General features: G+C 43.0%; 20 protein-coding genes and 1 pseudogene. 10 read left to right on the forward strand and 11 right to left on the reverse strand.

Annotation, left to right across the window (positions count from 1 at the left end; translation table 11 throughout):
• Window positions 1-24 precede the first annotated feature (24 nt).
• Window positions 25-1,596, forward strand: coding sequence for a BCCT family transporter (locus tag SNR28_RS02050; protein ID WP_375749358.1), 1,572 nt, complete (start codon window positions 25-27; stop codon window positions 1,594-1,596).
• Window positions 1,597-2,065: 469 nt separating this feature from the next.
• Here SNR28_RS02050 and SNR28_RS02055 read toward each other — a convergent pair whose 3' ends face one another.
• The 3 genes and pseudogenes from SNR28_RS02055 to SNR28_RS02065 all read right to left on the reverse strand — a co-directional run bounded on the left by SNR28_RS02055 (window position 2,066) and on the right by SNR28_RS02065 (window position 6,085).
• Window positions 2,066-2,821, reverse strand: coding sequence for a helix-turn-helix transcriptional regulator (locus SNR28_RS02055; RefSeq protein ID WP_375749359.1), 756 nt, complete (start codon window positions 2,819-2,821; stop codon window positions 2,066-2,068).
• Between the two features lie 34 nt (window positions 2,822-2,855).
• The gene (locus tag SNR28_RS02060) at window positions 2,856-4,691 is read right to left on the reverse strand and encodes a hybrid sensor histidine kinase/response regulator (protein ID WP_375749360.1); all 1,836 of its coding nucleotides are present in this window, start codon (window positions 4,689-4,691) and stop codon (window positions 2,856-2,858) included.
• 363 nt (window positions 4,692-5,054) lie between these two features.
• Window positions 5,055-6,085 (reverse strand): annotated as a pseudogene (locus SNR28_RS02065) (acyltransferase).
• 262 nt (window positions 6,086-6,347) lie between these two features.
• Here SNR28_RS02065 and SNR28_RS02070 point away from each other — a divergent pair.
• Together SNR28_RS02070 and yghU are read left to right on the forward strand one after the other, a co-directional pair.
• Window positions 6,348-7,028: a glutathione S-transferase family protein gene (locus SNR28_RS02070; protein WP_375749361.1), complete on the forward strand. Its 681-nt coding sequence runs from the start codon at window positions 6,348-6,350 to the stop codon at window positions 7,026-7,028.
• Between the two features lie 63 nt (window positions 7,029-7,091).
• Window positions 7,092-7,949 (forward strand): glutathione-dependent disulfide-bond oxidoreductase, encoded by an 858-nt coding sequence (gene yghU / locus SNR28_RS02075; RefSeq protein WP_375749362.1) that lies wholly within the window; start codon window positions 7,092-7,094, stop codon window positions 7,947-7,949.
• Window positions 7,950-8,016: 67 nt separating this feature from the next.
• Here yghU and SNR28_RS02080 read toward each other — a convergent pair whose 3' ends face one another.
• Window positions 8,017-8,616, reverse strand: a complete 600-nt coding sequence (locus SNR28_RS02080) for a TetR/AcrR family transcriptional regulator (protein WP_375749363.1) — start codon at window positions 8,614-8,616, stop codon at window positions 8,017-8,019.
• A 297-nt stretch (window positions 8,617-8,913) separates the two neighbouring features.
• On the opposite strand from SNR28_RS02080, the gene SNR28_RS02085 reads away from it, so the two are divergent.
• A complete protein-coding gene (locus SNR28_RS02085; protein ID WP_375749364.1) occupies window positions 8,914-9,102 on the forward strand; it encodes a hypothetical protein in 189 nt (62 codons plus the stop codon).
• Between the two features lie 81 nt (window positions 9,103-9,183).
• On the opposite strand, the gene SNR28_RS02090 is transcribed toward SNR28_RS02085, so the two are convergent.
• On the reverse strand, window positions 9,184-11,145 hold the full coding sequence (locus SNR28_RS02090; RefSeq protein WP_375749365.1) for a TonB-dependent receptor domain-containing protein: 1,962 nt from the start codon (window positions 11,143-11,145) through the stop codon (window positions 9,184-9,186).
• Between the two features lie 381 nt (window positions 11,146-11,526).
• On the opposite strand from SNR28_RS02090, the gene SNR28_RS02095 reads away from it, so the two are divergent.
• Window positions 11,527-12,684 carry a GGDEF domain-containing protein gene (locus SNR28_RS02095; protein ID WP_375749366.1) on the forward strand — a complete coding sequence of 386 codons (1,158 nt, stop codon included), beginning with the start codon at window positions 11,527-11,529 and terminating at the stop codon, window positions 12,682-12,684.
• A gap of 54 nt (window positions 12,685-12,738) precedes the next feature.
• Here SNR28_RS02095 and SNR28_RS02100 read toward each other — a convergent pair whose 3' ends face one another.
• Window positions 12,739-13,395, reverse strand: a complete 657-nt coding sequence (locus SNR28_RS02100; protein ID WP_375749367.1) for an NAD(P)H-dependent oxidoreductase — start codon at window positions 13,393-13,395, stop codon at window positions 12,739-12,741.
• Between the two features lie 234 nt (window positions 13,396-13,629).
• On the opposite strand from SNR28_RS02100, the gene SNR28_RS02105 reads away from it, so the two are divergent.
• The 3 genes from SNR28_RS02105 to SNR28_RS02115 are packed head-to-tail and all read left to right on the forward strand — an operon-like array spanning window position 13,630 to window position 15,218.
• The gene (locus SNR28_RS02105) at window positions 13,630-14,172 is read left to right on the forward strand and encodes a helix-turn-helix domain-containing protein (protein ID WP_375749368.1); all 543 of its coding nucleotides are present in this window, start codon (window positions 13,630-13,632) and stop codon (window positions 14,170-14,172) included.
• Window positions 14,156-14,887 (forward strand): AzlC family ABC transporter permease, encoded by a 732-nt coding sequence (locus SNR28_RS02110; protein ID WP_375749369.1) that lies wholly within the window; start codon window positions 14,156-14,158, stop codon window positions 14,885-14,887. Before SNR28_RS02105 ends, SNR28_RS02110 begins: the two co-directional genes overlap by 17 nt.
• A complete protein-coding gene (locus SNR28_RS02115) occupies window positions 14,880-15,218 on the forward strand; it encodes an AzlD domain-containing protein (protein WP_375749370.1) in 339 nt (112 codons plus the stop codon). Before SNR28_RS02110 ends, SNR28_RS02115 begins: the two co-directional genes overlap by 8 nt.
• A gap of 53 nt (window positions 15,219-15,271) precedes the next feature.
• Here SNR28_RS02115 and dcuC read toward each other — a convergent pair whose 3' ends face one another.
• Window positions 15,272-16,639, reverse strand: a complete 1,368-nt coding sequence (gene dcuC, locus SNR28_RS02120; protein WP_375749371.1) for an anaerobic C4-dicarboxylate transporter DcuC — start codon at window positions 16,637-16,639, stop codon at window positions 15,272-15,274.
• Between the two features lie 578 nt (window positions 16,640-17,217).
• Here dcuC and SNR28_RS02125 point away from each other — a divergent pair.
• A complete protein-coding gene (locus SNR28_RS02125) occupies window positions 17,218-18,525 on the forward strand; it encodes a dicarboxylate/amino acid:cation symporter (RefSeq protein WP_375749372.1) in 1,308 nt (435 codons plus the stop codon).
• Window positions 18,526-18,603: 78 nt separating this feature from the next.
• On the opposite strand, the gene SNR28_RS02130 is transcribed toward SNR28_RS02125, so the two are convergent.
• The 4 genes from SNR28_RS02130 to SNR28_RS02145 form a co-directional block, all read right to left on the reverse strand.
• Window positions 18,604-19,563 (reverse strand): LysR family transcriptional regulator, encoded by a 960-nt coding sequence (locus SNR28_RS02130; RefSeq protein WP_375749373.1) that lies wholly within the window; start codon window positions 19,561-19,563, stop codon window positions 18,604-18,606.
• Between the two features lie 14 nt (window positions 19,564-19,577).
• Window positions 19,578-19,883 (reverse strand): DUF1330 domain-containing protein, encoded by a 306-nt coding sequence (locus tag SNR28_RS02135; protein ID WP_375749374.1) that lies wholly within the window; start codon window positions 19,881-19,883, stop codon window positions 19,578-19,580.
• Between the two features lie 182 nt (window positions 19,884-20,065).
• Complete coding sequence (locus tag SNR28_RS02140) at window positions 20,066-21,400, reverse strand: diguanylate cyclase (protein WP_375749375.1); 1,335 nt, start codon at window positions 21,398-21,400, stop codon at window positions 20,066-20,068.
• Window positions 21,401-21,784: 384 nt separating this feature from the next.
• Window positions 21,785-22,669, reverse strand: a complete 885-nt coding sequence (locus tag SNR28_RS02145) for a LysR family transcriptional regulator (RefSeq protein WP_375749376.1) — start codon at window positions 22,667-22,669, stop codon at window positions 21,785-21,787.
• Window positions 22,670-22,874: 205 nt separating this feature from the next.
• Here SNR28_RS02145 and SNR28_RS02150 point away from each other — a divergent pair, with 205 nt between their 5' ends.
• Complete coding sequence (locus SNR28_RS02150; RefSeq protein ID WP_375749377.1) at window positions 22,875-24,023, forward strand: S-(hydroxymethyl)glutathione dehydrogenase/class III alcohol dehydrogenase; 1,149 nt, start codon at window positions 22,875-22,877, stop codon at window positions 24,021-24,023.
• The last annotated feature ends 6 nt before the right edge of the window (window positions 24,024-24,029 follow it).

Below are 24,029 nucleotides of genomic sequence, written 5' to 3' on the forward strand. Positions count from 1 at the left end.
AAAATCTAATTAGAGATAAATAACATGAAAGAATCTAACCGACAGATAGACAAGCCTTTGATGGTGATAAGTCTGACAACCATATTTGGTATTGTGGCCGGCCTTTCTCTTTTCCCGGAGCAAGGGAATGCCATTGCAAAAACCTTGTTTACGATTTTGACTGAACAGTTTGGTGAAGTGTTCCTGCTGTTTGGCTTTTTCAGCGTGATTATTCTGGCCTGGCTGGGATTTGGCAGACACGGCTCAATTAAGCTAGGTGAAGGCGACCCTCAATACCCATTTTTTACTTACCTTGCGATGATGATCTGTGCAGGACTTGGCTCAGCAACAGTTTACTGGGCATTTGTTGAGTGGGCTTACTACTACATGGGACCACCTATGGGTATTGAACCATACTCAACGACAGCAGCTGAGTGGGCTACCAGCTACAACATGTTCCACTGGGGTATTTCTGCATGGTCGTTATACTGTATTGCATCACTACCGGTAGCATATTCGTTCCATGTTCGTAAGAACCCACAGCTTAAGCTTAGCGCGGTATGTGAAAGCATCATGGGCCGCTACTACAACCCAGCGATCGGTAAACTTATTGATACTATCTTTATCTTCAGCTGTGTTGGCGCGATGGGCATTACACTTGGCCTAAGTGTACCTATGGTAACGGAAGGTATTGCGACACTACTAGGTGTTGAAAGCAGCTTTGGTATGAACGTAGGCTTGATGCTGGCGATAACTGCACTGTTTACGGTTAGTTCATACGTTGGCATCGAAAAGGGTATGGCGAAACTAAGTGACATGAACACTAAGCTTGCTGTTATCTTCGTTCTTCTGGTACTTATTGTCGGTCCAACATCATTCATCATCGACCAGATGACTAACGGCTATGGTCTGATGCTTCAGAACTTCATCCGCATGAGTCTGTGGACTGACCCTGTAGAAGGTGGCTCTTTCCCTACTTCATGGACCGTATTCTACTGGGCATACTGGATGACATATGTTCCGTTTATGGCGCTGTTTGTTACTAAGGTGTCGAAAGGACGCACTCTAAAAGAAGTAATCATCAGTATGGTTCTTGGTGGAAGTGCAGGTTGCTTTATCTTCTTTGGTGTTCTTGGTAGCTACAGCATGAGTACTCACCTGAATGATTTAGTGAATGTCACAGACATACTTTCAAATGTTGGGGGTTCAGAAGCGGTAATAACGGTATTACAAACATTGCCAGCAAGCTCTCTGTTTATTGTTATCTTCGCAATCATGTCGACTCTGTTCTTGGCTACAACACTGGATTCAGCGTCCTTTACACTGGCTGCGACAGCGGCAAACCAGTTGGATGAAAATGCGAACCCACCGACATACCTTCGTCTGTTCTGGTGTGCGATTTTGGCTGCTGTACCGCTTACCATGATGTTTATCGACGCACCGCTAAGTACGATTCAAACGCTGGCTATTGTCACTTCATTGCCACTTATGATCGTCATCTTCATTATGCTTTACGGTTTCTTTAAGTGGATTAACGCTGAAGAGGGTGCTGAATCAAAGGCATCGGCAACCGAGCAGGAAGTGGTTGAAATGAAAGAGAGTGACTCTCTGGCGTAAAAATCTGCCCAAAAGTCATCTGAATGAAGCCGGGATTGTTCCCGGCTTTCTTATGTTCGGCGCGTAGAAAAGTAGGTGTGCAAGCTGAGTAAACTAAATTTTGCCTATGACATTTTGAACTTTGTATTTTCAGGCATAACAGTATCGGTGAATTTTTATGCACTAGAGCCTTAGCTCTATAAAGAATATAAAACTTTGATGATATAAGTTTTACGAATTCAATGTGCAAATTTTAGGACGTATTATGTCCTGTTAAGGGTTATATTTTGTCTTTATTTGTCCTATGTTTGCCGGGCAAAGTTGAGATAACTAACATGTCTGTACAGTTGTAAAGTATTACACAGAAGAATATTTAACAGCGGTGGTTGGCTATAAATACATAATTTAATTAAAACAATTTGTACATGTCTGGTGGCGAAAGCCACCTTTTTTTTATCCCAATATCTCGAAGAAGGAAGTAAATCTTTTCCTATTCTGACTTAAGTGATCCAAGTTCGCTGAAGTCTGGTAAATAGTTTCCTTCACCTACCATCAATGCAATTGTGTAGTTGTCTGTCTTTCTATCTGAATTTTTATGTTGTTCTCTTAGCATCTCAACAAAATAACTTCGCATGTTTTCAAGGAACGATGAGTACTCATTTTTTGTCATATCAACGTTTACGATTTTTATTGAGGTATTTGGATAGAGTTTGGGTTGGCTGCAAACCTCAGACATATCGTTGATGGTTTTTTTATATATCATGCTGGCATAGCGTGATTTAGGATGAAAAGTGGCGTGTTTTGGTGTCTTTATAGTGATTCGGTCATTTTTCCCGATAGTGACAACACCGATGTTCTCTAGTTTTCTGAGCATTAAATAGATATCCGACCTTTTCAGGCTATTTTTCACTGCTAGCATAGAGATATCTTGCTCTTTATAGAGTTGTATTAACAAGGCATAGAGATCGGGTTCGCTGCTAAATGCTTCGTCTTGTTCTGATGTGAAAAAAAACACTTGTTCCATGCTCTTTTCAGCGGTTGAAAACAGTTCCGTTAGGCTTATTTTAAGCAAACTGCATATCGATGTGAGCCTCTCCAATGAGAACTCTTGCTTATTGTTCAGTGAACGAACGATTGTTTTTTCAGACACATCCAAATGCTCTCCTAGATTCTTATAGCTTATCGACTGCTTCTTTAACAGCCTTTTGAGCTCTTCAGTCACATACGGATAAATGTTTTGCTTCATGATGATTACTTCACTTCACGGAGTTACTCTGGGTTTAAATCCAGTCTGATATTGTGTTGAGCAGGTGGTTCTTTTTGGCGGGTTTTATCAGGTGATCTGACATATAAGAAGCGCCTATTTTTTCGAGCATATCATGAGAGTTATCTCCGGTATGAGCGATTATCGGAATATCGGCAAACTTCTTATTGGATTTTCTAATACGCGTTGTGGTCTCAATTCCATCCATGCCGGGCATTTCGATATCCATGAGTATCAGGTCGATTGGCTCGGCATCTAACACCGTGAGAGCTTGCCTGCCATTTTCGGTTTGAATGACATCAAACCCCTGCTGCTCTAATAGTACAGCGGTAAACTTTCTTAAGGACTCGTTGTCATCAACGATCATGATTGTACGTTTATCATCAATCGCGGTAGGTTTGGCACTTAAGACGGGTGCTAAGCTTTCAATATCAAAAAGCAGGTTGTTTAGGATATTAGTAATGCCATCCTGAAAAACGCCAAGCTCCAGATAGAGAGGAGAGAGGTTCGATTTACAACACCTCTGTGTCGGCTTTCCTTCACACAGATAGACTATTTGGGCATCGGTCGTGGCCCACAGAGATTCAAGCGTGTTCAGTATACTCTGGTTTTCCTTCAAGCTATGAGCATTGAGAATGATCACGTCATATTCAAAGCCATGCTTTGTTCGCTGTAGTGTTTCAGCAACATTAAGTTCGGTAAAGGGAACACCTAACTCATTAGTAGCAATGTGCATGTTTGCACTCAACGCTGGATGCTCATTGACTAACAGTATCGACTTAGCGCTCGTTAAATCTCTTTTAATCTCTTTAACAACCTTCGCATCAAGAACCGGTAGTGTCAGAGTAAACTCGGTCCACTTACCAACCAGAGAGCGACATTGAATATCCCCTCCGAAAGAGTGCATCACCTTCTTGCAAAATGGCAGTCCCAAGCCATATCGGCCAGACTTTCCTGTGGTGTAAAAATCTTTGAATATGTTTTTCAATACGTTCGGTGCGATACCTGTGCCTGTGTCCCGAACAATAATCTTATTTTCGTTTTCATCGCAGTAGGTTGAAATACGTATGCGGAAATCAGAAGAGCTGGAATGATAGAACGCATTTTTGAACAGGTTGAACATGACGTACTTTAGTAAGTTGTCACTTCCAAAAAACGAGAACGCTTGCTTGGTTCCAAATGTAATTGCAGTCCGGTCGTTTGAGTTTTTGTAGCTAAAAGATTCAACGGCATTTTCAATCGTTTTAAGCGCTGAGTATGTCTTGAAAGTTGTACGGGAAATTCGATTCTCATCGATCGAAGCGAGCAGCAAATCGATGGTTTCATTACCGCTATGAATAATTTTTGTGGCTTGTTCAGTTACTTCACGTAATCGTTGTATGTCCTTACGTTTTATCTGATATGAATCGGTTTTTTCTTGTTTTTCATCAGGGATTAGAGTTTGTATGACATCAATGGATGCACTCAGGCTACTCAGAGGATTTCGCATTTCATGGGCGATACCCGCACCAAATGATTTAGCCAACGCGACTTTTGAATCATAGTCGACCTGATATCGATTAAAACAAAAGCTGCCAAACAGATAAATAAAGAAGAACACGGGCAACTGAGCGTAGTCCATTGTGATCGTTAAGCCGGAGCCTTTTGCCATCCAGGCACAGATAACAGCGACACTTATTCCGGTGATACTTTGCAAGAGCACTATCCAGGTAATATGCACGAGCAGAATATGAAGGAAGATCGCGGACATAAATGACATCACCCAAATGTGAGACCAGTCATTCATCAACAGCATATAGAAAAAGAAAAATGGCAGACCAATGGTTATCGCTACCATGTAAAACCAGTGCATCTGGCTTCTGTATCGGGCTGTTAACTTGTTTCGGAAAATAATGCCCAGGAAGAGTACCGCACAAAATATCCGTAGCGTAAGGTTCTCATATGGTTGTGGGAACAGAAAATGCCAGACAATATAGTAAAGCGGGAAACCAAAGAAGCCCAACCACCCTATAAGGGTTAAGTTGGGTTCGGCATATTGGTAGACTTTACGTATATCGTTGCTAAATTTGATTTGATGACTCCAGAATGAAATACAAGGCTGTCAAGGTAGCCTATCGAATAGCAGTCTCTCATTAATTGATTTGGTGGATACTACTTACTGGGCGATATATAAGCAACGATGTCTTTCTGGTAGTGTTAATTCCACAACTAAATTCTACCTGAGCAATGCTCTTTTCAGCGGAGTATGAGATATAAACCAGACAAGGATGAGAGAAACAGAAATCGTGCCGCTGGTTACTACAAAATCTTTAAGATAGCCATCAATTCCCAATGCACCTGAAACGTTCATCAGTGCGATCATGACGAGTAGATGCGAAACATAGATACCCAAAACCATACTGGCTAATTTAAACACAACAGGGCTGTCTCCTAAGTTTGGCTTAGCAAGCAAAGCCAAAAACAGGCCAGTTCCCCATAATGTGGTACCCATTAAAAAGTCATGAGTATTGAAGGGTACGTTGAAACGGTATAACCAGCTTGCTTCTGCGAAATGGATAACCATGCCGAATAATGCAAGATACAAGGCGGGTTTATACGCCATGGTGTAGGACTTACGACGTATCTCGAAACCAATCCATACCATTAGGGTACTAAAGAATGGGCCATTTCGGGTAAAGAAGGGAGTCCAGACCCCGGTTAAGGATTCATAACTTCCACCTGCCAAACCATAGACATAAAGACCAGCGGCAATATAAGGAAGCAAAATCATAAGTTTGTAGCGTACACACAGTCCGATGACTGCTACACCACAGATTAAGCCGGGAATAAACCAAAGATGAACCAGTCCGCCTTCCATCAAAGTGTTCAACGGAGTTTGCATCAACCATCCCCAATATCCCATTCTTTCTGCCATATAGCTCTGATTTATCACGGTTTCTAAATTGAACGGCATAAGCAAACTGAAAATACTCCAAACCACCCAGATTTTAAGTAGTGGAAGACTGTAGCCCTTCAGAGTTGCCATCGGCATCTCAGTCAATTTCGGTTGGATCAGGTAGCCAGAGAGAATAAAGAAAAATGGGACACCAAAACGCGCCAGTTGATTAATGACATATCCGAGCCAAGGAATCTCATTAATAAGGGGGCTTCATGCAGTATATGGCAATGCAAAATGATGATAGCGAACATCGCAATGATACGGCCAAGTTCAAGGCTGGCGATTCGGTTTGAATGCTCCGATGGCATAGTGGTTCCTCAATAAAACTAGACCCGAAAAGGTTACCATTTGCTAGATATCTACCTAGTGCGTATTGGAACTTTTGAGATCTACGCATGTTTCAAAGTGTAACGTACTGTTAAGCAACATCTCTTTGTTAATCAGCGGTATATTTCTCATCGCTTTCGTGAATAACATATAAAGAAATCACATGAACGACTGTTCAAATAATAATTGAACGATCGTTCATGTTGTGTTTGAATAGTTGACAGGTTTTGTAAGGAGACATCTATGATTCAGTTTTACTATCACGCTACACCGAACCCTTCTAAAGTCGCTTTTTTTCTGGAGCATACCGGCCTGCCTTATGAGCTTATTCCGGTAGATACTGCAAAGGGAGAGCAGCACCTTCCGGAATATCGTCGAATCAATCCAAATGGAAAAACGCCCGCAATTCTAGACGATGGGATCAGGGTGTTTGATTCGAATGCCATACTTCTTTACCTGTCTGAAAAGAGTGGGCAGCTAGCTGGTGCACCAGAAGATCGAGCAGAGTTACTTTCATGGCTCATGTTCATAGGTACAGGATTGGGGCCATTCTCAGGACAGTCTGTTCATTTCCAGCGCGCAGCTCCGGAGCAGGTACCATACGCGATAAACCGTTACCTGCGTGAAGCACAGAGGCACTATGAAGTGTTAGATAAGCATATGGAAGGCCGAGAGTATATTGTGGGTGACGAGCTCACTATTGCGGATGTTTCTGCATGGGGCTGGATAGATAAAGCGCAGGTTGTTTTAGGGGAAGAAGGATTAGAGCCTTACCCTAACTTAAAGCGTTGGTTCGAGAGTATCGATAAGCTTCCTGCTGCCTCCAGAGCAAGAGAAGTGGGCAAGGGTATAGAGTTCAAAGCTCCTGTCGATGAAGATGCCAGAAAGGCGCTTTACCCTTCAAATTATCCGGTTGATTCATAAATAATTTCTAATTACCGTATTTAGTACTAGAGTATAGAAAAATAAACGAAGAGAGTAAGTGAAATGAGCAACGAATACGTACCACCTAAAGTATGGGTAAATGAGTCGAGTGGCGGAAACCAATGGGCCAATATTAATAGTCCTGTTTCGGGTGCAAGGTTTGAAAGAGAATTGCCGGTAGGTGAGCATCCTTTCCAGTTGTACTCACTTGGAACGCCTAACGGGCAGAAAGTCACCATCTTATTTGAAGAGCTGCTTGCTCTTGGTATTAAGGAAGCCGAGTATGATGCTTACCTGATTAAAATTGGTGAGTCTGATCAGTTCTCTTCCGGGTTTGTTGGTGTTAACCCGAACTCTAAGATCCCAGCTCTGGTGGATAAATCCGGTGATGAAGCGGTTAATGTGTTCGAGTCAGCGTCGATACTGGTTCACTTAGCTGAGAAGTTTGACAAGTTTTTGCCAAAAGAGGGCAGCGCCAGAACTCAGACATTTAACTGGCTTTTCTGGGCTCAGGGTTCAGCTCCGTTCCTTGGTGGTGGCTTTGGTCATTTCTACGCTTACGCTGATGAAAAGCAAGAGTACCCAATTAACCGCTTTGCAATGGAAGCCAAACGCCAGCTAGATGTACTGGATAAGCAGTTGGCAAACAATACGTATGTATCCGGTGAGGAATATACTATTGCCGATATGGCTATCTGGCCTTGGTACGGTAATTTGGTACTGGGTAACCTGTATAACGCAGCTGAATTTTTGCAGGTAGAGAGTTATGCCAATGTAGTTCGCTGGGCAAAGGCGATTGAATCTCGCGAAGCGGTTCAGCGCGGTCGTATTGTCAATCGACCATTCGGTGAGGAGTGGGAGCAGGTGCTAGAGCGTCACAGCGCTGAAGATATCACTGAAAAGTTAAAACAAAAACCATAGAGCCGTCGTAAGCAGAGTAAGAGTCAGCAATGTATACCGACTCTTACTCTATAACTTTTTCCCGTGATTAATACTTCACCTGTTTTAATGGGCCAGTGTCGAAAATATCATTGAGTAACTCTATTGCGTCTTGCTCATTGTCATTCGCACGAATATAGGTACGCAGCCCTATAACTTGGATCTGAAGGTATCGAGCAGTTTTAATCGGATCAATGGAGCAGTCTAGCTCTCCCTTATTAATCGCTAGTTCAATAACTTTAGCAAACTGAGTTTCAACATTTTTTAGTAGTCGTTTAGCTTCAGTTAGTAACTCATGGTTATCTTCGGTTAATTCTCCTACAGTTTTAACCAACATACACATACCACTTGGGGCTGAGTGCCTTGAATCAATAACTGAGGCTTTAACAAAGCTCCTTAGTGCACTTAGTGGAGAGAGGTCAGAGTTAATACAATTTGCTATACGTTCGTCAAAATCAGCAGAGTATCTGTTCAGAGCTTCTTTAAATAAGTTTTCTTTACTGCCGAATGCGGAGTAAATACTACCAGGACGCATATCAATAACGTCTTGTAGGTTACGCATAGAGGTTGCGTGGAAGCCTTTCTCCCAATATAGGTTCTTTGCTTTTTCTACCACATTGGCTCTATCAAATTTTGCTTGATTACCCACTTGAACTAACCTCAATATTACGTTCCTGAACGATCGTTCATATTACTCTCACTGAGTCTGAAAATCCACTGAATCATGGCAATGCTAGCTCAAAGAGCCGGGCGGTTTCTAGTACTACGTTTGTGAGAATATGTGTAACCGGTACATGTAAAGCATGTCTGAGATCACTAACAACAAAACTTTCCCTAGTCCGTATGGGTTAATCATTAATATAAATTGATCTAGATCATTTCTAAATCCGCTTACCGTGTATTATGTTGCAAGTGTGTTATGAGATGGTATTGGAGAGGTAACCATATGGAGTTGAAAAAAGACCCTAAGTGCTATACGGATGTTTGTATTAATGGCAAGTGGTTTCACCACGATCACCTAACGACTAAGGCTTATATGCTAAAGGGTGGAGCCTCACCAGAAGTAGAACTAGCTAAAGTTCCTACAACGGAAGATGAGTTGATAGAGATGTTAAATAACGTTGAGATTAAGTAACGTTTTAAGCATAGAATCATAAATAAGGGGAAGCAGATGCTTCCCCTTATTATTTTTAACCTAGATTAACGTAGTTAAGTATTAGAAAACGTATGAAGCTGATAGTTTAACGTTTCTGCCTGGCTCATAGTCCTGGATGCTTTCACTGGTATACGATGCGTGAGAGTAATATTGCTCATTGAAGATATTCTCAATCCCAGCAGTTACAGTCAGATCCTCAATGTTCATCGGCATCCAGCGCAGTGATACATTGTGGACATCATAACCCTCTTTAAACGTGTCATTTTCAACGTCTTTATCAAGGTCGAATGCAACAAGCGAGTTCCAGTTCAGCGTAAGATCTTGCGTGATTGCGTAACCTAGGTTGAAGGACAGACTGTCACCAACTTCATAACGCAGAGCCTCTCCGGTTTGCTTACTTTCTGAATCAGAGTGAGAGTAAGTTAAGCGTGCATCAAGTGCAGATTTTGACATCGTCAAAGTTGATTCGTAGCCCTTGATTTCGTAGTCACCTTCATTCTTGTATTCTCCCAGGTTATCACCTCGGCTACTGCCTGCGTTCCAGTCATCAATATAGTTATCGATGTTAGTTTCGAACAAAGTTACAGAGAATCCCACATAATCCAAGCCTGCAACATACTGTTCTTCATAAGCGACACCAACTTCGGTGTTTACACCAGTCTCTGCCTGTAGGTCATCATCGAACTCGGTATTGTAGTTCATGTATGTTTCACGCAAGGCTGGTCCTTCAAACAGTTCCGTCGCGCTGGCTTTTAGAGTCCACTGTTGAGTTAACAGGTACTTCGCTGCCAGACCCCAGGTAACATCTTCGAACGTTTCATTAAACTCATCGACAGGTGATTCCATGTTTGCCTTATAGTAGTTGTAGCGAACACCCGGAGTGACATAAAACTTATTAGTCAGTCCAATCTCATCTTCAGCGTAAATAGCAAATGAATCCACACTCTCTTCGTTCACAGCGACGTCAGCTTCGATACGGCTGGATACTTGCTCGTAACCTTCCATACCATAACGCACTGAGTGGGTCATACCAGCGAGTTCTAAATTAGACTCTGCAAGTGCGTTGAAGCCAGTATGAACAGTACTACCTGTTGCTTCATCTGGAGTATAGAGAAGTTCATTACGGTACAGTGTCGCTCGCATATTGATATCGTCGCCATAATCCATTTCGTAGTTTAGGGCCATGGAGTTTCGTTGGTATGTTGTCGGCTGAGTTTCCATGTCTTCGTCCTGGTTCCAGCCTCCGCCAAAGTTCGATCTCAGATAGTAATCACCTTCATCGACATATTGGTCATAACTGAACTCTAGTCGGTTAGACTCGTTAATATCCCAGCCAACTTTAGCCATCCCGTTCTGTACAGTACCTTCGTTACCCTCAACTAAGTCGCCAGCACCATTCTGAAAATTGTCTTTATCGGTATAGGTGAAGTAAACCATAGCATCTACTTTGTCGGTTAATTGTGCGTAAGCCGTTGCAGATGTGGTGTAATAGTCATTGCTACCATAGGTACCGTATAAACGAACGCCACCACGCTCACCAGGACGCAGCAAGTCTTTAGCATCTTTGGTTTCAAATGCTATACCACCCGATAAGCCGCCTGTCAGAACGGAGTTGGTACCCACACTGACATCTACGGCTTTCAATATATCTGCGTTGATCAATAGGTTGCCAGAGTGATGGAACATATTGTTGTTTTGGTTCATACCATCGATGGTGATATTTAGATCAAGCTCATCGGAACCTCGAATATTAATACTCTGGAATGTTGAGTGAGTCCCCCCAATATCAACACCAGCTTGGTCACGCAACAGGTCACTAAGGTGGTCTGCCTGCTTCATTTCGATATCTTCTTTCAGCATTGAAGAAGAGTTGTTGATTTCTGTTCCCCAAACTTGCACCGTCTCTGGTGCTTCTGGAGTTTCTGTTTGCTCTTCTGCAACGGCACTAAAAGTTAAAGAAGATAGAATTGCGCTGATAACCACTGCTGTCGGTTTTAACGCGAAAGGTACTGCTTTTGGCATTTTTTAATGTCCATGTAATTGTAATGAGAACGATTCGTATTACACCAGAATTTTAAAAAACGACAAATTTCAATATCTTATGCTTTCATGAGAATGATTATCAATAAAGATATCAAGAGCGGATTTCGCAAGAAAGTGTTACCTTGCTCCCATTTTATTGGCAGAAAAGTCTTAAATATCGTGTGGTTATAAAAAGAAAAAATTCTTAGTTGATTAATTGCACAACAGGGTTTCTGTTTTGTTTAGAATGGCTACATGAACGAGTATCTGTTCCAAAGAGCAACATCTCAATCTACAACATCTAATTAGACGGCACTGATTGCAGTTTCATATACTCATAAACATTAGGGTATTAGAAACTACTTGTACGTTGGTGAAAACATGCTGGATCCGATAACGTCAGTATTATCATATGGTATTGCGCAGCTTGCATGTGCCATTGCGATGCTACTTGTTGGTTTCTGGAACCCCAGCTTGCAAGGAGTGAAAGAGTGGGGCATTGGGAGGATGCTCATTTTTCTCGCGACAGTGGTTATTGCAATGCGAGAGACAATTCCCCTACCAGTTTCCTCTATTGGCGGTCATTTTCTTTTTCTGCTTGGGGCTTACATCATTTGGGATGGTTATCGTAAGTTCTTAGACAACTCCGCGACGGGACAAAGAAAGCTAGTGCTGACGTGTTGTGTGCTATTTATGTCTGTCATGGTTTACGGCTCACTTGTTCATCCTAGCTTCGCTATACGAATGAATGTCACCACCATAGCTGGCATTTTCTTTCTAACCTTATACACATGGCAGTTCCATACCACCGCAAGTAAGGCAAAGTATCGGGCTATCAGATTCTTAAAAGCCATCTGTGTTATTGCAGTGCTTCATTTAGTTTTACGACTGCTTGTTTACACGTTTGGTCTGGCTGGTAATTCGCTTGCTTCCGCGGGTAATCTCACTGCTGCCAGCTTTGTGTTGGAGATTTTCCTGCATGTACTTATATCAACGGCCTCTTTAGCATTGACGGTAGAGTACTTGCAAAAGGAACTCACTCAGGCAGCAGAAAGAGACCAGTTAACCGGAGCGTACAATCGACGTTCTTTCTTTACCATTCTGGAAAAGCTTTGCGCGGGAACGAGACGTGATCACGCTCCAATGGCCGTTTGTTATATCGATCTGGATCATTTTAAAGATGTGAATGACCAGTTTGGGCATCGCATCGGCGACCTGGTATTGCAAAGGTTTGTGGCTATGGTGGAGTCAGTGATAAGAGAACGGGACTTGTTTGCTCGTTTCGGTGGCGAGGAGTTCGTAGTTGTTCTTCCGGATACTGAGTTGGAACATGCTCAAGAGATCGCGGAAAGAATACGTGAACAACTCATTTTACAGGCGTTTCCAGGCGTGCCATCCGGGTATGTAACCTGCAGTATCGGTGTTTCGGCGGTAGATGAGCTTTCAGGAGAACAGGCATTCGACAGTTTACTGGAACGTTCTGATAACGCTTTATATAACGCCAAGCGTTCTGGCAGAAATATGGTTTGTACAAACTAAAATGGCCAGACTTTCAAGCCTAGCCATTCAGTTTATTAGATGTTAATCAAAGGATTAGACTACAGTCACAACATCTTCTTGAGCTAGACGAGCTTTAGGTGGACCGAAGTTCCAATCTTCCGCATCTTTGCGGTAACCCATTGCTAGCGCTACGTCACATACGTGGCCGTCTAGTTCTTCACCAAATAGCTCTGTCAGCATTTCAGCGTCAACACCTTCCATTGGAGTAGAGTCGATACCAAGACGAGCCAGCACGTGAAGGATGTTACCCAGAGCGATGTAAACCTGAGCTTTAGTCCAGCCACCGTTGTAGCCGCTTTCGTCCGTGTTCATCTCAGCAAAAGCGTATGCACCCATAAACTGGTCGTACATATCAGCTGGTAGGTGACCAGAGCTTACTTCAGCATCTACACGCTTGCTGAACTTCTCTTTAGTAAACTTAGGGTCGTATGCCAGTAGAAGCGTGTGTGAAGCTTCTTTTGCATGCGGTTGGTTAAACTGGAAGTTATTAGCATAAGAGTCATGCATGCGCTGTTTTGCTTCGTCACTTTCGACAATAACGAACTTCCAAGGCTGAGAGTTGATAGAAGAAGCAGAAAGACGAAGAGCTTCCTTGATTACTTCCATATCTTCAGCAGAGATACGCTTATCAGCGTCATATTTTTTAGCAGTGTAACGGCTATGCAGATCTTTGATGATTTGATGAGACACGATCTTCTTCCCCAATTAATTGTTGATGTTTGGCTATCAAATAGAGTTAGCACTCTGAATTTGTTGTAGCCATTATAAGCAAGCTGTCTGATTGAAAAAGGCTTACTTAGTTGAATGACTTTCTCCTTTTTATTGATAATCGAAACCAAAAATAAATTAGTGTTTGACAAATAATCGTTCCTTATATAGAACGTTCAATATATAGAACGATAAAATGAGAGGAAAAGTTCGGCAATGGATAAATCTATGTTAACAACGCTGGGGCGCAACTTGCAGAAGCTGCGTTTAGCAAAAGGTTGTTCGCTCTCTAAGCTGGCCGCAGATGCGGGTATTGCCAAATCTAACCTCTCCCGTTTAGAGCAGGGAACAGGGAATCCAACAGTGGATACTATCTGGCGTTTAGCTGTTGAGTTAGATGTTCCATTCGGTAGTCTGGTTGCGTCAGTAACCACCCCTTTTGGTGATGAAGGTGTGCAGTTCAAACTCATCGAGCAAGGTACAGACAATCCACAGGTAGATGCTTACTGGATGTCTATGGCTCCCCACTCAGAACGGATTTCTGAACCTCACTCATCAGGTGCGACAGAGTCGGTGACCATTATTAGTGGGCAACTGGAAATAACGACAGAAGGTAAGACGACCATTCTTAAAGCGGGTGACCGATTCTCGTTTGATGCAGATAAAGCGCACGAATATCGAACCGATGATCTTTGGTCAACCTTATTGCTTACGATCACTTATGCAGAAAGGGGGGAGAGCAATGAACACAGCGGTTGACACAGCAAGGACTAACCCTTGGTTTCTAGGGATTAGAGACGCTTTACCCCTTATGGGCGGATACGTTTCTGTTGCGGTTTCGTTTGGGGTTATTGCGCTGCAATCTGGATTCAATATCTGGGAAACCATTGCCATTTCCACGCTTGTTTATGCCGGAGCCTCACAGTTTTTGTTTGTTGCTATGGTGGCATCGGGTGCGCCAGTTTGGCTTGTCATAGCCCTGACATTACTGATTAATGCCCGGCATGTGGTATATGGGCCGAATCTTGCTCCGTATGTTTCTAAGAGTCCCTGGTGGATTGTGTTGATGCATGGTCTGACTGACCAAATCTTTGCATTGGCACATACTCGCTTTCCACAATTAGAATCCGATCAGCGTCTAGCGTGGTTTAGTGGTGCAAGTTTAATCGCTTGGGTGAGCTGGATTGGTGGTACTGCCCTTGGTGCGATCATGGGCGGCGAGCTTATCGCACAGTGGCCACTCTTAGGAGAGGTATTACCTTTTGCATTGCCGGCACTGTTTCTGGTACTTCTTGCCCCTCGTTTTGACTCGTTTTCCTGGACGATCACTTTGGGTGCCGCAACGGTAGTGGCGTTAACACTCACACTGATTGGTTACTCGAATGCAGCTATTCCACTTGCTGCTGTTTGTGGCACCTTACTGTATTACGTTGTACGCGATAAAAGCTTAAAAGCGGGGAAGAAAAATGGGTGAATCGACCTGGTTGGCGCTGGCAATCATTGCTTTTGGTACATTCTTAATGCGGGTTGGTCCATTGTTTTGGATGTCAAGACGAATCAAACGAAGCGAGAATGGTAATGCGCTGGCACATGTTCCTGTATGGTTAACAGTGATGGGACCAGTAATGATTGCGGCTATGTTTGGCACATCTCTGATACCGGCAACTCCCTCCATTCTTACCTGGTCAGCAACAGCCGTGGGAGCCATCTTTACGCTACTGGCATGGTATAAGACGCGTACATTAGGCGTACCTGTATTGGTTGGGGTTGTAGTGTACGGTGTTATTGTTGCTTTTGGTGGGTAGACAAACAGGGAAGCGAGCGCTTCCCTGTATTTTAACTATTCTATACGCAGTTATTATGCAGACATTGGCACAAGCACAAGGGTACCCAAAATCACTGTAATCAAACCTGCTAACACAGGGACAGAAGTTCGTTTTACGACTTCGAATGGCGATATCTTACCCATACCAGAGGTTGCAACTACTACACCAGATACTGGCGAGATGGTGCGACCCAGGTTTGAAGCTTGTAGCATTGGAATAATTAGGAATGCAGGGTTTAGTCCCATCTTAGCGGCTAACGAAGGCGCTAACTCTACAAATGCATAGAAAGGTGCGTTACCCGATCCGGTTGCAATAGCCGCAGCCACCGTCAGCCCCGTCAGAATAAGCATTAGCGCAACACCGCCAGCGCCCGCTTTATCAGCCAGGTGAAGCAGGTTATCTATAGCACCGATAGACATTAGACCTTGAGCGAACACACCTGCTGCAACCAAAAGCATGACCACACCTTTGAATGCATCTGCCATACCCTGATAGCAAGACTCCAAATCTTCCAACGTTTTCTTGCCGTTAAAGCGTTTCGTTGCGAAATCAACAATAGCACCTAGGAAGATAGAACCTACAACAATGGTATAAATGTCTAATGACAAACCAGGAATCGTACGGCCGTTAAACAGGAAAACACCCAGGATTGGCAAGAAAGGAAGAATGCAGTAGAAAGCAGGCGCATTAACTTCGATTTCAGAAACGTCGACACGTTCCATCGGTGTGTTTTCTTTATTATCCAGGTACTTGTTCCAGAAAAAAGCAGCGGCAGCCATGACTATGATGGCGCAGATCGAAACAGGTAACACAGTCTGAACTGCAAATACATCCAAAGCGAGTCCTGATTTCTCAGCGGCAATAACAACATCACCTGATGTTGGAGAAAGAATAATGGCTGCTGGAGAAGCACATACTGCAACGGCTGCAGGGCGTGAGATGCCCATCGCTGTCATCATAGGAAATAGCGTAGCCATAAGTAATACGCCAAGACCGGTTGCAGAACTTACCGCCAAAGACATCAGACAAGCTACGATATAAGCCGCGACAAGCAGCACATAAGGTGACTTGATAACAGAAAGAGGCTTAGAGAACTGTTTTACAACAACATTGTTGGCACCAATGTGCGTCATATAAGAAGCGAAACCACACAATAGCATGATCTGCATACCCAGGCCCCCTCCACGATACTTAAGCATGTATTTAACGTACTCAAGCGCATCGGTAATTACATTACCTGTAGAAGCCACTTTCTCGGGCAGAACGGTATGACCCAGAATACCTGTTAATAATAGAAGAAGAATACCTGCGGTAAGGAGAGTGCCTGCAGGCTTATAACCTTTAACGATAAAATAACCGACCGCGACGGTGACGGCTAATCCTAATAATAGCTCTAACATAACTTTTGCTCGTAATTGTAAGTAGATTTAAAAAACTGTTTAGAAATGTTTCGAGGATAGTAGCGAAATTTATATTGCCTCTCGATGTCTATTTTGTTTCGTTATGATCTAGAGCAAAAATTTAATAAAGTATTTTTTAAAAGATGAATGAGCTGCTTAAATTTTGTATTTGTAGATGTTAATACTGCTCATATCTAAAAAAACAACATATAAGAAATGTGAATAATAAGGGGTGTAAATGATGATTTATACCAATTGGTGCCCGCCCGTTTATGGCTTATAAATAGCCTATTTGGCTATTTATAAGCCATATTTTGAATTTCCCTTTACTAAGGATGTTTATTGCAAATTATTTGAAAATTATTAATTGGTTTTCAATATGTTGCTATGTTGATTTTTCTGTATTCATTTGGTTGTGGATTGGTGTGTTTTTGGTAAATTATCCAAAAATTGTAGTGATATGGATCACGTTTACGCCTCAGTCGTGGGAAATCTCTTTTTGTTCTGTCGATTCACCTGATAGCCTCCTGTGCTCCTTGAATTTGAACTCAAGGAAAAAACTATAAGGAGTGTTCACAATGAATACCAAGAAACCTCTTTCGCTGACTAGCCGAGTTATCATCGGTATGGTAGCGGGTATCTTGACAGGATTTGCTATACGCAGCCTCTTCGCCGGTAACGGATTTGTCGACGAATATATAGTTAATGGATTACTAGAAGTAGGCGGTAAAATCTTTGTCGCCAGTTTAAAAATGCTTGTTGTTCCTCTGGTGTTTGTTTCACTGGTTTGCGGAACAAGTTCACTTAAAGACTTATCAACCTTGGGACGAATGGGTGGTAAAACACTCGCTTTCTATATCGCAACAACAGCGGTAGCGATCACACTGGCTCTTACAATGGGGAACCTGTTCCAACCAGGCGCTGGTGCTGACTTAACAGCAGCAAGTTCTTTCCAGTCTACAGAAGCACCTTCTTTGGGACAGGTCATCATTGATATGTTCCCGACCAACCCAATCAATGCGATGGCAGAAGGTAATACACTGCAGGTTATCGTATTTGCGGTACTGTTCGGTATTGCAATCAGCGCGGCAGGCAAGCCTGGAGAACGTGTTGCAGCACTATTTTCTGACTTGAATGATGTCATCATGAAGTTGGTTGCACTGCTAATGAACATCGCGCCATATGGTGTGTTCTTCCTGATGGCGAAACTGTTCACAGGACTAGGTTTAAGTGCAATCATCAACCTTGCAGAATACTTCCTTGTATTGGCAGGTACGTTAATTCTTCATGGTCTGGTTACATACAGCCTGATGCTGAAAGGTTTGACTGGTTTAAGCCCGATTACGTTCTTGAGAAAGATGGAAGATGCAATCATGTTTGCATTCTCTACTGCATCCTCAGCTGCAACCATTCCTGTCACTATGGAAACAGCAAAAAACCGTATGGGTGTTGCTAACCGTATTTCATCGTTTACAGTTCCACTAGGTGCGACGGTCAATATGGATGGCACTGCAATAATGCAAGGTGTAGCAACTGCGTTTATTGCTCAGGCATTCAATATCGATTTAACTATGACGGATTACGTAATGGTTATTTTGACTGCAACACTAGCCTCTATTGGTACTGCGGGTGTCCCGGGTGTTGGTTTGATCATGCTGGCTATGGTGCTTAATCAGGTCGGTCTGCCGCTGGAAGGTATCGCACTTATCATGGGTGTTGACCGTCTATTGGATATGATCCGTACTGCTGTAAACATCACAGGTGACTGTGCCGTTTCTGTCATCGTAGCGAAATCTGAAAATGCTCTGGATGTCGATAAGTTCAAAGATCCAAAAGCAGGTGAGAAAGAAGAAGAGATTCACTTGCATGAGCTAAATGCACAGTAATACTCAAGTCTAAACCAATGCAAAACGGGGCCTATTTCAGCCCCGTTTTTTTGCGCAAATCAGTTGATATCCCTATCTCTATATTGCGACCCTTTTGTACATAGTTTTGTAGTTATCAATGTACGACTCCCATTTGGGCGGGGTTCCGATAATATCCTGAACAGCTTCAATGAATAGCTTTACTATGGGTGTCTGATTACGATGTGGATATACAGCATAAATTCCCCACTCGTTGGCAGGCAAGGTATACTCAGTGAGCAAAGGAACAAGCGCTCGTTCCTTTATAGTTCTATCCAGAGTAAACAGAGGAATTGAAGCGTAACCCAGACCTGAATAAACGGCTTCGTTACAGGCGCTAACATCGTTCACTTCAAGCCTGCCTTCTATATGATGTGTGTGCATAGCGTTGCTTTCAGGTGATTCTGAAATAGCAAGTTTATCGGTTTTGTACACTCCGTTTGTATAGATGATGCCAGGAAGTTTAACGAGTTCTTCCGGTGTTTTAGGCATACCGTGTTTCTGTACAAATTCTTCTGATGCGAGAAGTGCAACTTTGTTGTCCGCTAACTTTTTCGCTATCAGGTTCGAGTCACGAGAAGGACCAATTCGAAATGCGATATCAAATCTGTCCCCAATGATGTCTGTTTTTTTGTCACTCAACTCAAGCTTGATATTAATGTCGGGATATTTATCCATAAAGCTGTGAATTGCTTTCTGAACATACATATTTCCGAACAGGGTCGGGCTGGTAACTCTCAGAACCCCTTGTGGCTTTTCGTGATAAGACTTAGCGATGAGAACAGTGTCAGTCAGTGTATTTCTAATGGATTTAGCCTGACTGACTATTCGTGTGCCTGCGTCGGTTGCAGAAAGCGCTCGGATTGAACGATTCAGAAGTCGGACACCTAACTCGCCCTCTAATATTTTAAGTTGTTTTGATATAACTGAGCGGTCGAGATTACGAGACTCAGCCGCTTTAGAAAACGAACCATGAGTGACTACGTCAAGAAAGATATCGAGTCTCGTCGCCATATCCATAATGGTTTCCTTAATTACGCTAAATCATCTTTGCCTTCAATCAGAGCATGATGACTTATAGAGCCTTCTGTACGAGCCTGCAGGTGTGGAACGTATTCAGGGTCGTTCATAAAATCCAGTGCAGCCTGGCGTGATGGCCATTCAATAATAATTCGCAGTGCTGGATTTTCAGCATCACCTTCAACTCGCTCATGTGTGCTGGTACGAGCTAGATATTTGCCGCCATACTGTGCAACCAGTCTGTTTGCCGGGCCAATGTAATCAGGTACCCAATCCTGAGTGGTAGGAGTAACTTCTAGAACAGAGTAATAAGTGGACATAGTGGATCTCCAGTTTTTATGTGGATGCTTATTCAGCAAGGATACAACCAGTGTGGTACTGGTTTAACAAACTGGAAATAGAATAGTTTATGCGGCTTGTTTTGATAATTGGACTTTATGAAGTAACAGTATCAATAAAAACTAAGTAATAGAGATGGCAAAGGTATGTTGATTGGTGACAGTTAAACCGTTCTAACACAGTTTCTGCCATCATTTTTTGCGGTATACAAAGCTTGATCTGCTCTGTCTAGTAAGGACTCCAGGCTATCCGTAGGAATAAACTCAGTAACACCAACACTCACGGTTATCTTGCGCGGGAGTTCTTTTGTCTCTTCAACGTTAACCCTGATTTTGTCTGCGAGATATGAGGCATCCATAATGTGCGTGTTATAGGCGATGACAACGAACTCTTCACCACCCCAGCGCCCAACAATGTCAGCTTTGCGCACAGAAGAGTTGATCGTTTCTGCCAGACATTTAAGGGCTTTGTCACCTACAAGGTGACCAAACTCGTCATTGATAGACTTAAAACGATCGATATCGATCATTAGAAGTGAAAGTGTCGATTGATTACGACTACATTGTTCCATCGCTTTTTTGGCAGTTTGCTCAAACATCTGACGGTTGTATAACCCAGTCAATGTATCTGTGGAGGCGATCTCCTCTAATTGTTTATGGAAGAAATTGATGACCCATGAAACCGTAATTAAGGTAAAGAGTATCGTTGCGACACCGATAATAATGTTGATAAACAGTGTTTCATCAACTTCAGTAAAAGTGAGTCCCTCTTCCTGCTCGACCATCATCCACCACTTCAACTGTGGTAGATATCGCAGGCTAATCAGGAAGTTTTGATCTTCGCTTCTGTGCTCAAATAATGCGTCTTGTTCGTTCGGGTTTCCGGCAATAGCTTCTTTTAAATCCGGTATCACAAGAATTGAATCTGAAGTATGTTTCCCCCCTTGTGATTTAGAAACGATCTGCCCTTCATTGTCGATAAAGTAGATGTTCTGTTTATACTGGTTACTAAAGCGAGACAGGATGCTCTCAATCGATTTAAGTTCAAGCCCCAACCCAATAACCCCTACAAGCTTGCCGTCTTCTATCATTTTATGATTAATAAACAGAGTTGGTGTGTGTGCTTTGTCTATGTTGGGCCCAAGGTTTAGCTCATAGAGGTTGTCACCAGCGATAAAGTCAAAATACCACTGAGCCATAGGGTCACCCTTCTTTTCGTATACGATGAAACCCTCAGAGTTGTAGTATTGCTGCGTTTTTGCTGACACCATAAAACTGATTGTCGCGTTATTATGTGTCTTGATATTCGCAAGATACCGAACAATCTCTTGTTGTTGGTTTTCATCAGTTTTCAGCCAGTCCAGAATAAATTTGTCGTTAGCAAGTACTGAAGAAGTGATGACTGCGGGAAGGATGTTTAAGGTGATTTCGGTAGAGGCTTCGTGTACGGCTTTGGGTAATTCAGCATCGATTATCTTTGTCTTGAGGCTGCGGCTCATAAAACTATAACCAACGACATTGGTTACAACAAATCCAAAGATCAGCAGTAAGGCAATGATACAGATTAACCATTGCCTCCTCGTTTTGTTGCTAGCTGTTTTGAACATGCTCAGCCTTGTTTTTGTTGTGTAATTATAGGTATAGCATATGAATGCAGTTACAGCTTAGCTTTGCATTGAAAAACAGCTTATTGAGTATTGATTAACCTCAACTCGGGATAAGAAAGTCGAAATAGTTAATTATTATAAAGACTTACTTTATCTTTTTGACTCAGTACTGTCCTTTTTGATGGATAACAAGGCAAAATCATAAGTCAATAGCTTGTCTATTGTGTTGATTTTAACGCAGTTAGACGCTGAAAGGGCTGTGCTGAGTGGCTTAAATTATCCCGAGTTGAGGTTGACTAGATTATCAGATAAGAAATCGATTAATAGGCGAACCTTAGGTGAAAGGTTGCGGTTGTTTGGAAAAAGTGCCCAGATTCCTTCCCTTTCGTCACGGTATTGTTTCAGCACTTCGACAAGCACACCAGATTCTATATCCTGCTGGACATAGTAATCGGGAAGTTGCACCAATCCTAATCCCCGCTTTGCAGCATCATTGAGAGCCAAACCACTATTGCATTTAACACGACCGGAAACTCTGACAGATTTTTCTTTTCCTTCTTCCCTAAAGCGCCAATAGTCAATCGAACCACTTAGGCATTGGTGTCCACTGAGTTCTGATAAGGTGTGCGGAGTGCCATGTTTCTCCAGGTAGGCCGGGCTGGCACAAACATGCAGTTGCCGGGTCGCCAGGCGTCGGGCCATCATGTTTGAATCCTGAAGCCTGCCCAAACGAATAGCCACATCAATTCCGTTTTCAATGAGGTCAAGCTGCTGGTTAGTCAGGACAAGTTCCAGCTCCAGTTCTGGATAGAGCTCAAGAAACTGGTGGAGTAGGGGCGCAATATGCCATTCTCCATAAGTTACGGGTGCGGTCACTTTAAGCAGGCCCTTTGGAGTGGATTGCATTTGAGTGACTGCAAGCTCTGCAAGTTCCAGGCCTTCAACCAGGTGTTTGCACTGGTGGAAATAGAGTTGGCCCGCTTCGGTTAAGGTGACTTTGCGTGTTGTTCGGTTTAGCAACTTGACGGCAAGTCGTTCTTCCAAACTTGAGACACGGCGGCTAACCTGAGCTACTGATGTCGAGAGTTTTAGCGCAGCGCCAGTAAAACTGCTGGCTTCCGCTACCGCAACAAATTCAGAAACACCTTCCCAGCTTGCCATTTTGTTCCCTCTCCACTTTTCATTCTGAGCAATAGAATATCCAATTTTAGTTGATTATTACAAATACGTAAAAATGAATTTCAATTTGATGGGATTATCAGCGAAATAGAAATATCTATACTAGCTTTAATTCAATAAGGGAGTGGTGTGGCAACGTGCATTGCGTTTGTTAACCGCTTATCTATCAGTGACACAGGAAAAGCACATGGCAATTTCAATTAAACCGGGACAAGAGTCTATTAAATCAAAAGCTGCAGTCGCATGGGCTGCGGGTGAACCACTTAAAATGGAAGAGGTTGACGTACAGCTTCCTAAAAAAGGTGAGGTTTTAGTTCGCATCGTTGCAACAGGTGTGTGTCACACTGATGCATTTACATTGTCTGGCGACGATCCAGAAGGTATTTTCCCTTCTATTTTGGGTCACGAAGGTGGTGGCATCGTTGAGATGGTAGGCGAAGGAGTAACAAGTGTCGAAGTCGGTGACCATGTTATCCCGCTTTACACTGCTGAATGTGGCGAATGTAAGTTCTGTAAGTCAGGAAAAACTAACCTTTGCCAGGCCGTTCGTGAAACTCAGGGCAAGGGCTTGATGCCCGATGGAACAAGTCGTTTCTCTATCAATGGTGAGCCAATTTATCATTACATGGGTTGCTCTACTTTCTCTGAGTACACAGTGCTACCTGAAATCTCGTTGGCAAAAGTAAATAAAGAAGCACCGCTTGAAGAAGTTTGCCTGCTTGGTTGTGGTGTGACAACGGGTATGGGCGCTGTGCTAAACACTGCTAAGGTTGAGCGGGGCGATACGGTTGCTATCTTCGGTCTTGGTGGTATTGGTCTATCAGCCATCATTGGTGCACGTATGGCAGGTGCGAGCCGCATTATCGGTGTGGATATCAACGAAAGCAAATTTGAACTTGCACAACAACTGGGTGCGACGGATGTAATCAACCCTCAGAATTTCGATAAGCCTATTCAGGAAGTGATTATTGAAATGACTGACGGTGGTGTGGATTACTCATTCGAGTGTATCGGTAACGTTAATGTGATGCGTCAGGCTCTGGAATGTTGCCATAAAGGCTGGGGCGAATCTGTCATCATTGGTGTTGCTGGTGCAGGTCAGGAAATTTCTACTCGTCCGTTCCAGTTAGTGACAGGTCGCGTATGGCGTGGTAGCGCATTTGGTGGTGTGAAAGGTCGTTCAGAACTGCCTGAAATCGTTAACCGTTACATGGCGGGTGAGTTTGGTTTGCAGGAATTCATTACCCATACCATGGGTCTTGAAGAAGTGAACGAAGCGTTCGATTTGATGCATGAAGGTAAGAGTATCCGTACTGTTATCCATATGGACAAATAAGACTCC

This window comes from Vibrio iocasae (genome assembly GCF_042245395.1).
Lineage (GTDB): Bacteria > Pseudomonadota > Gammaproteobacteria > Enterobacterales > Vibrionaceae > Vibrio > Vibrio iocasae.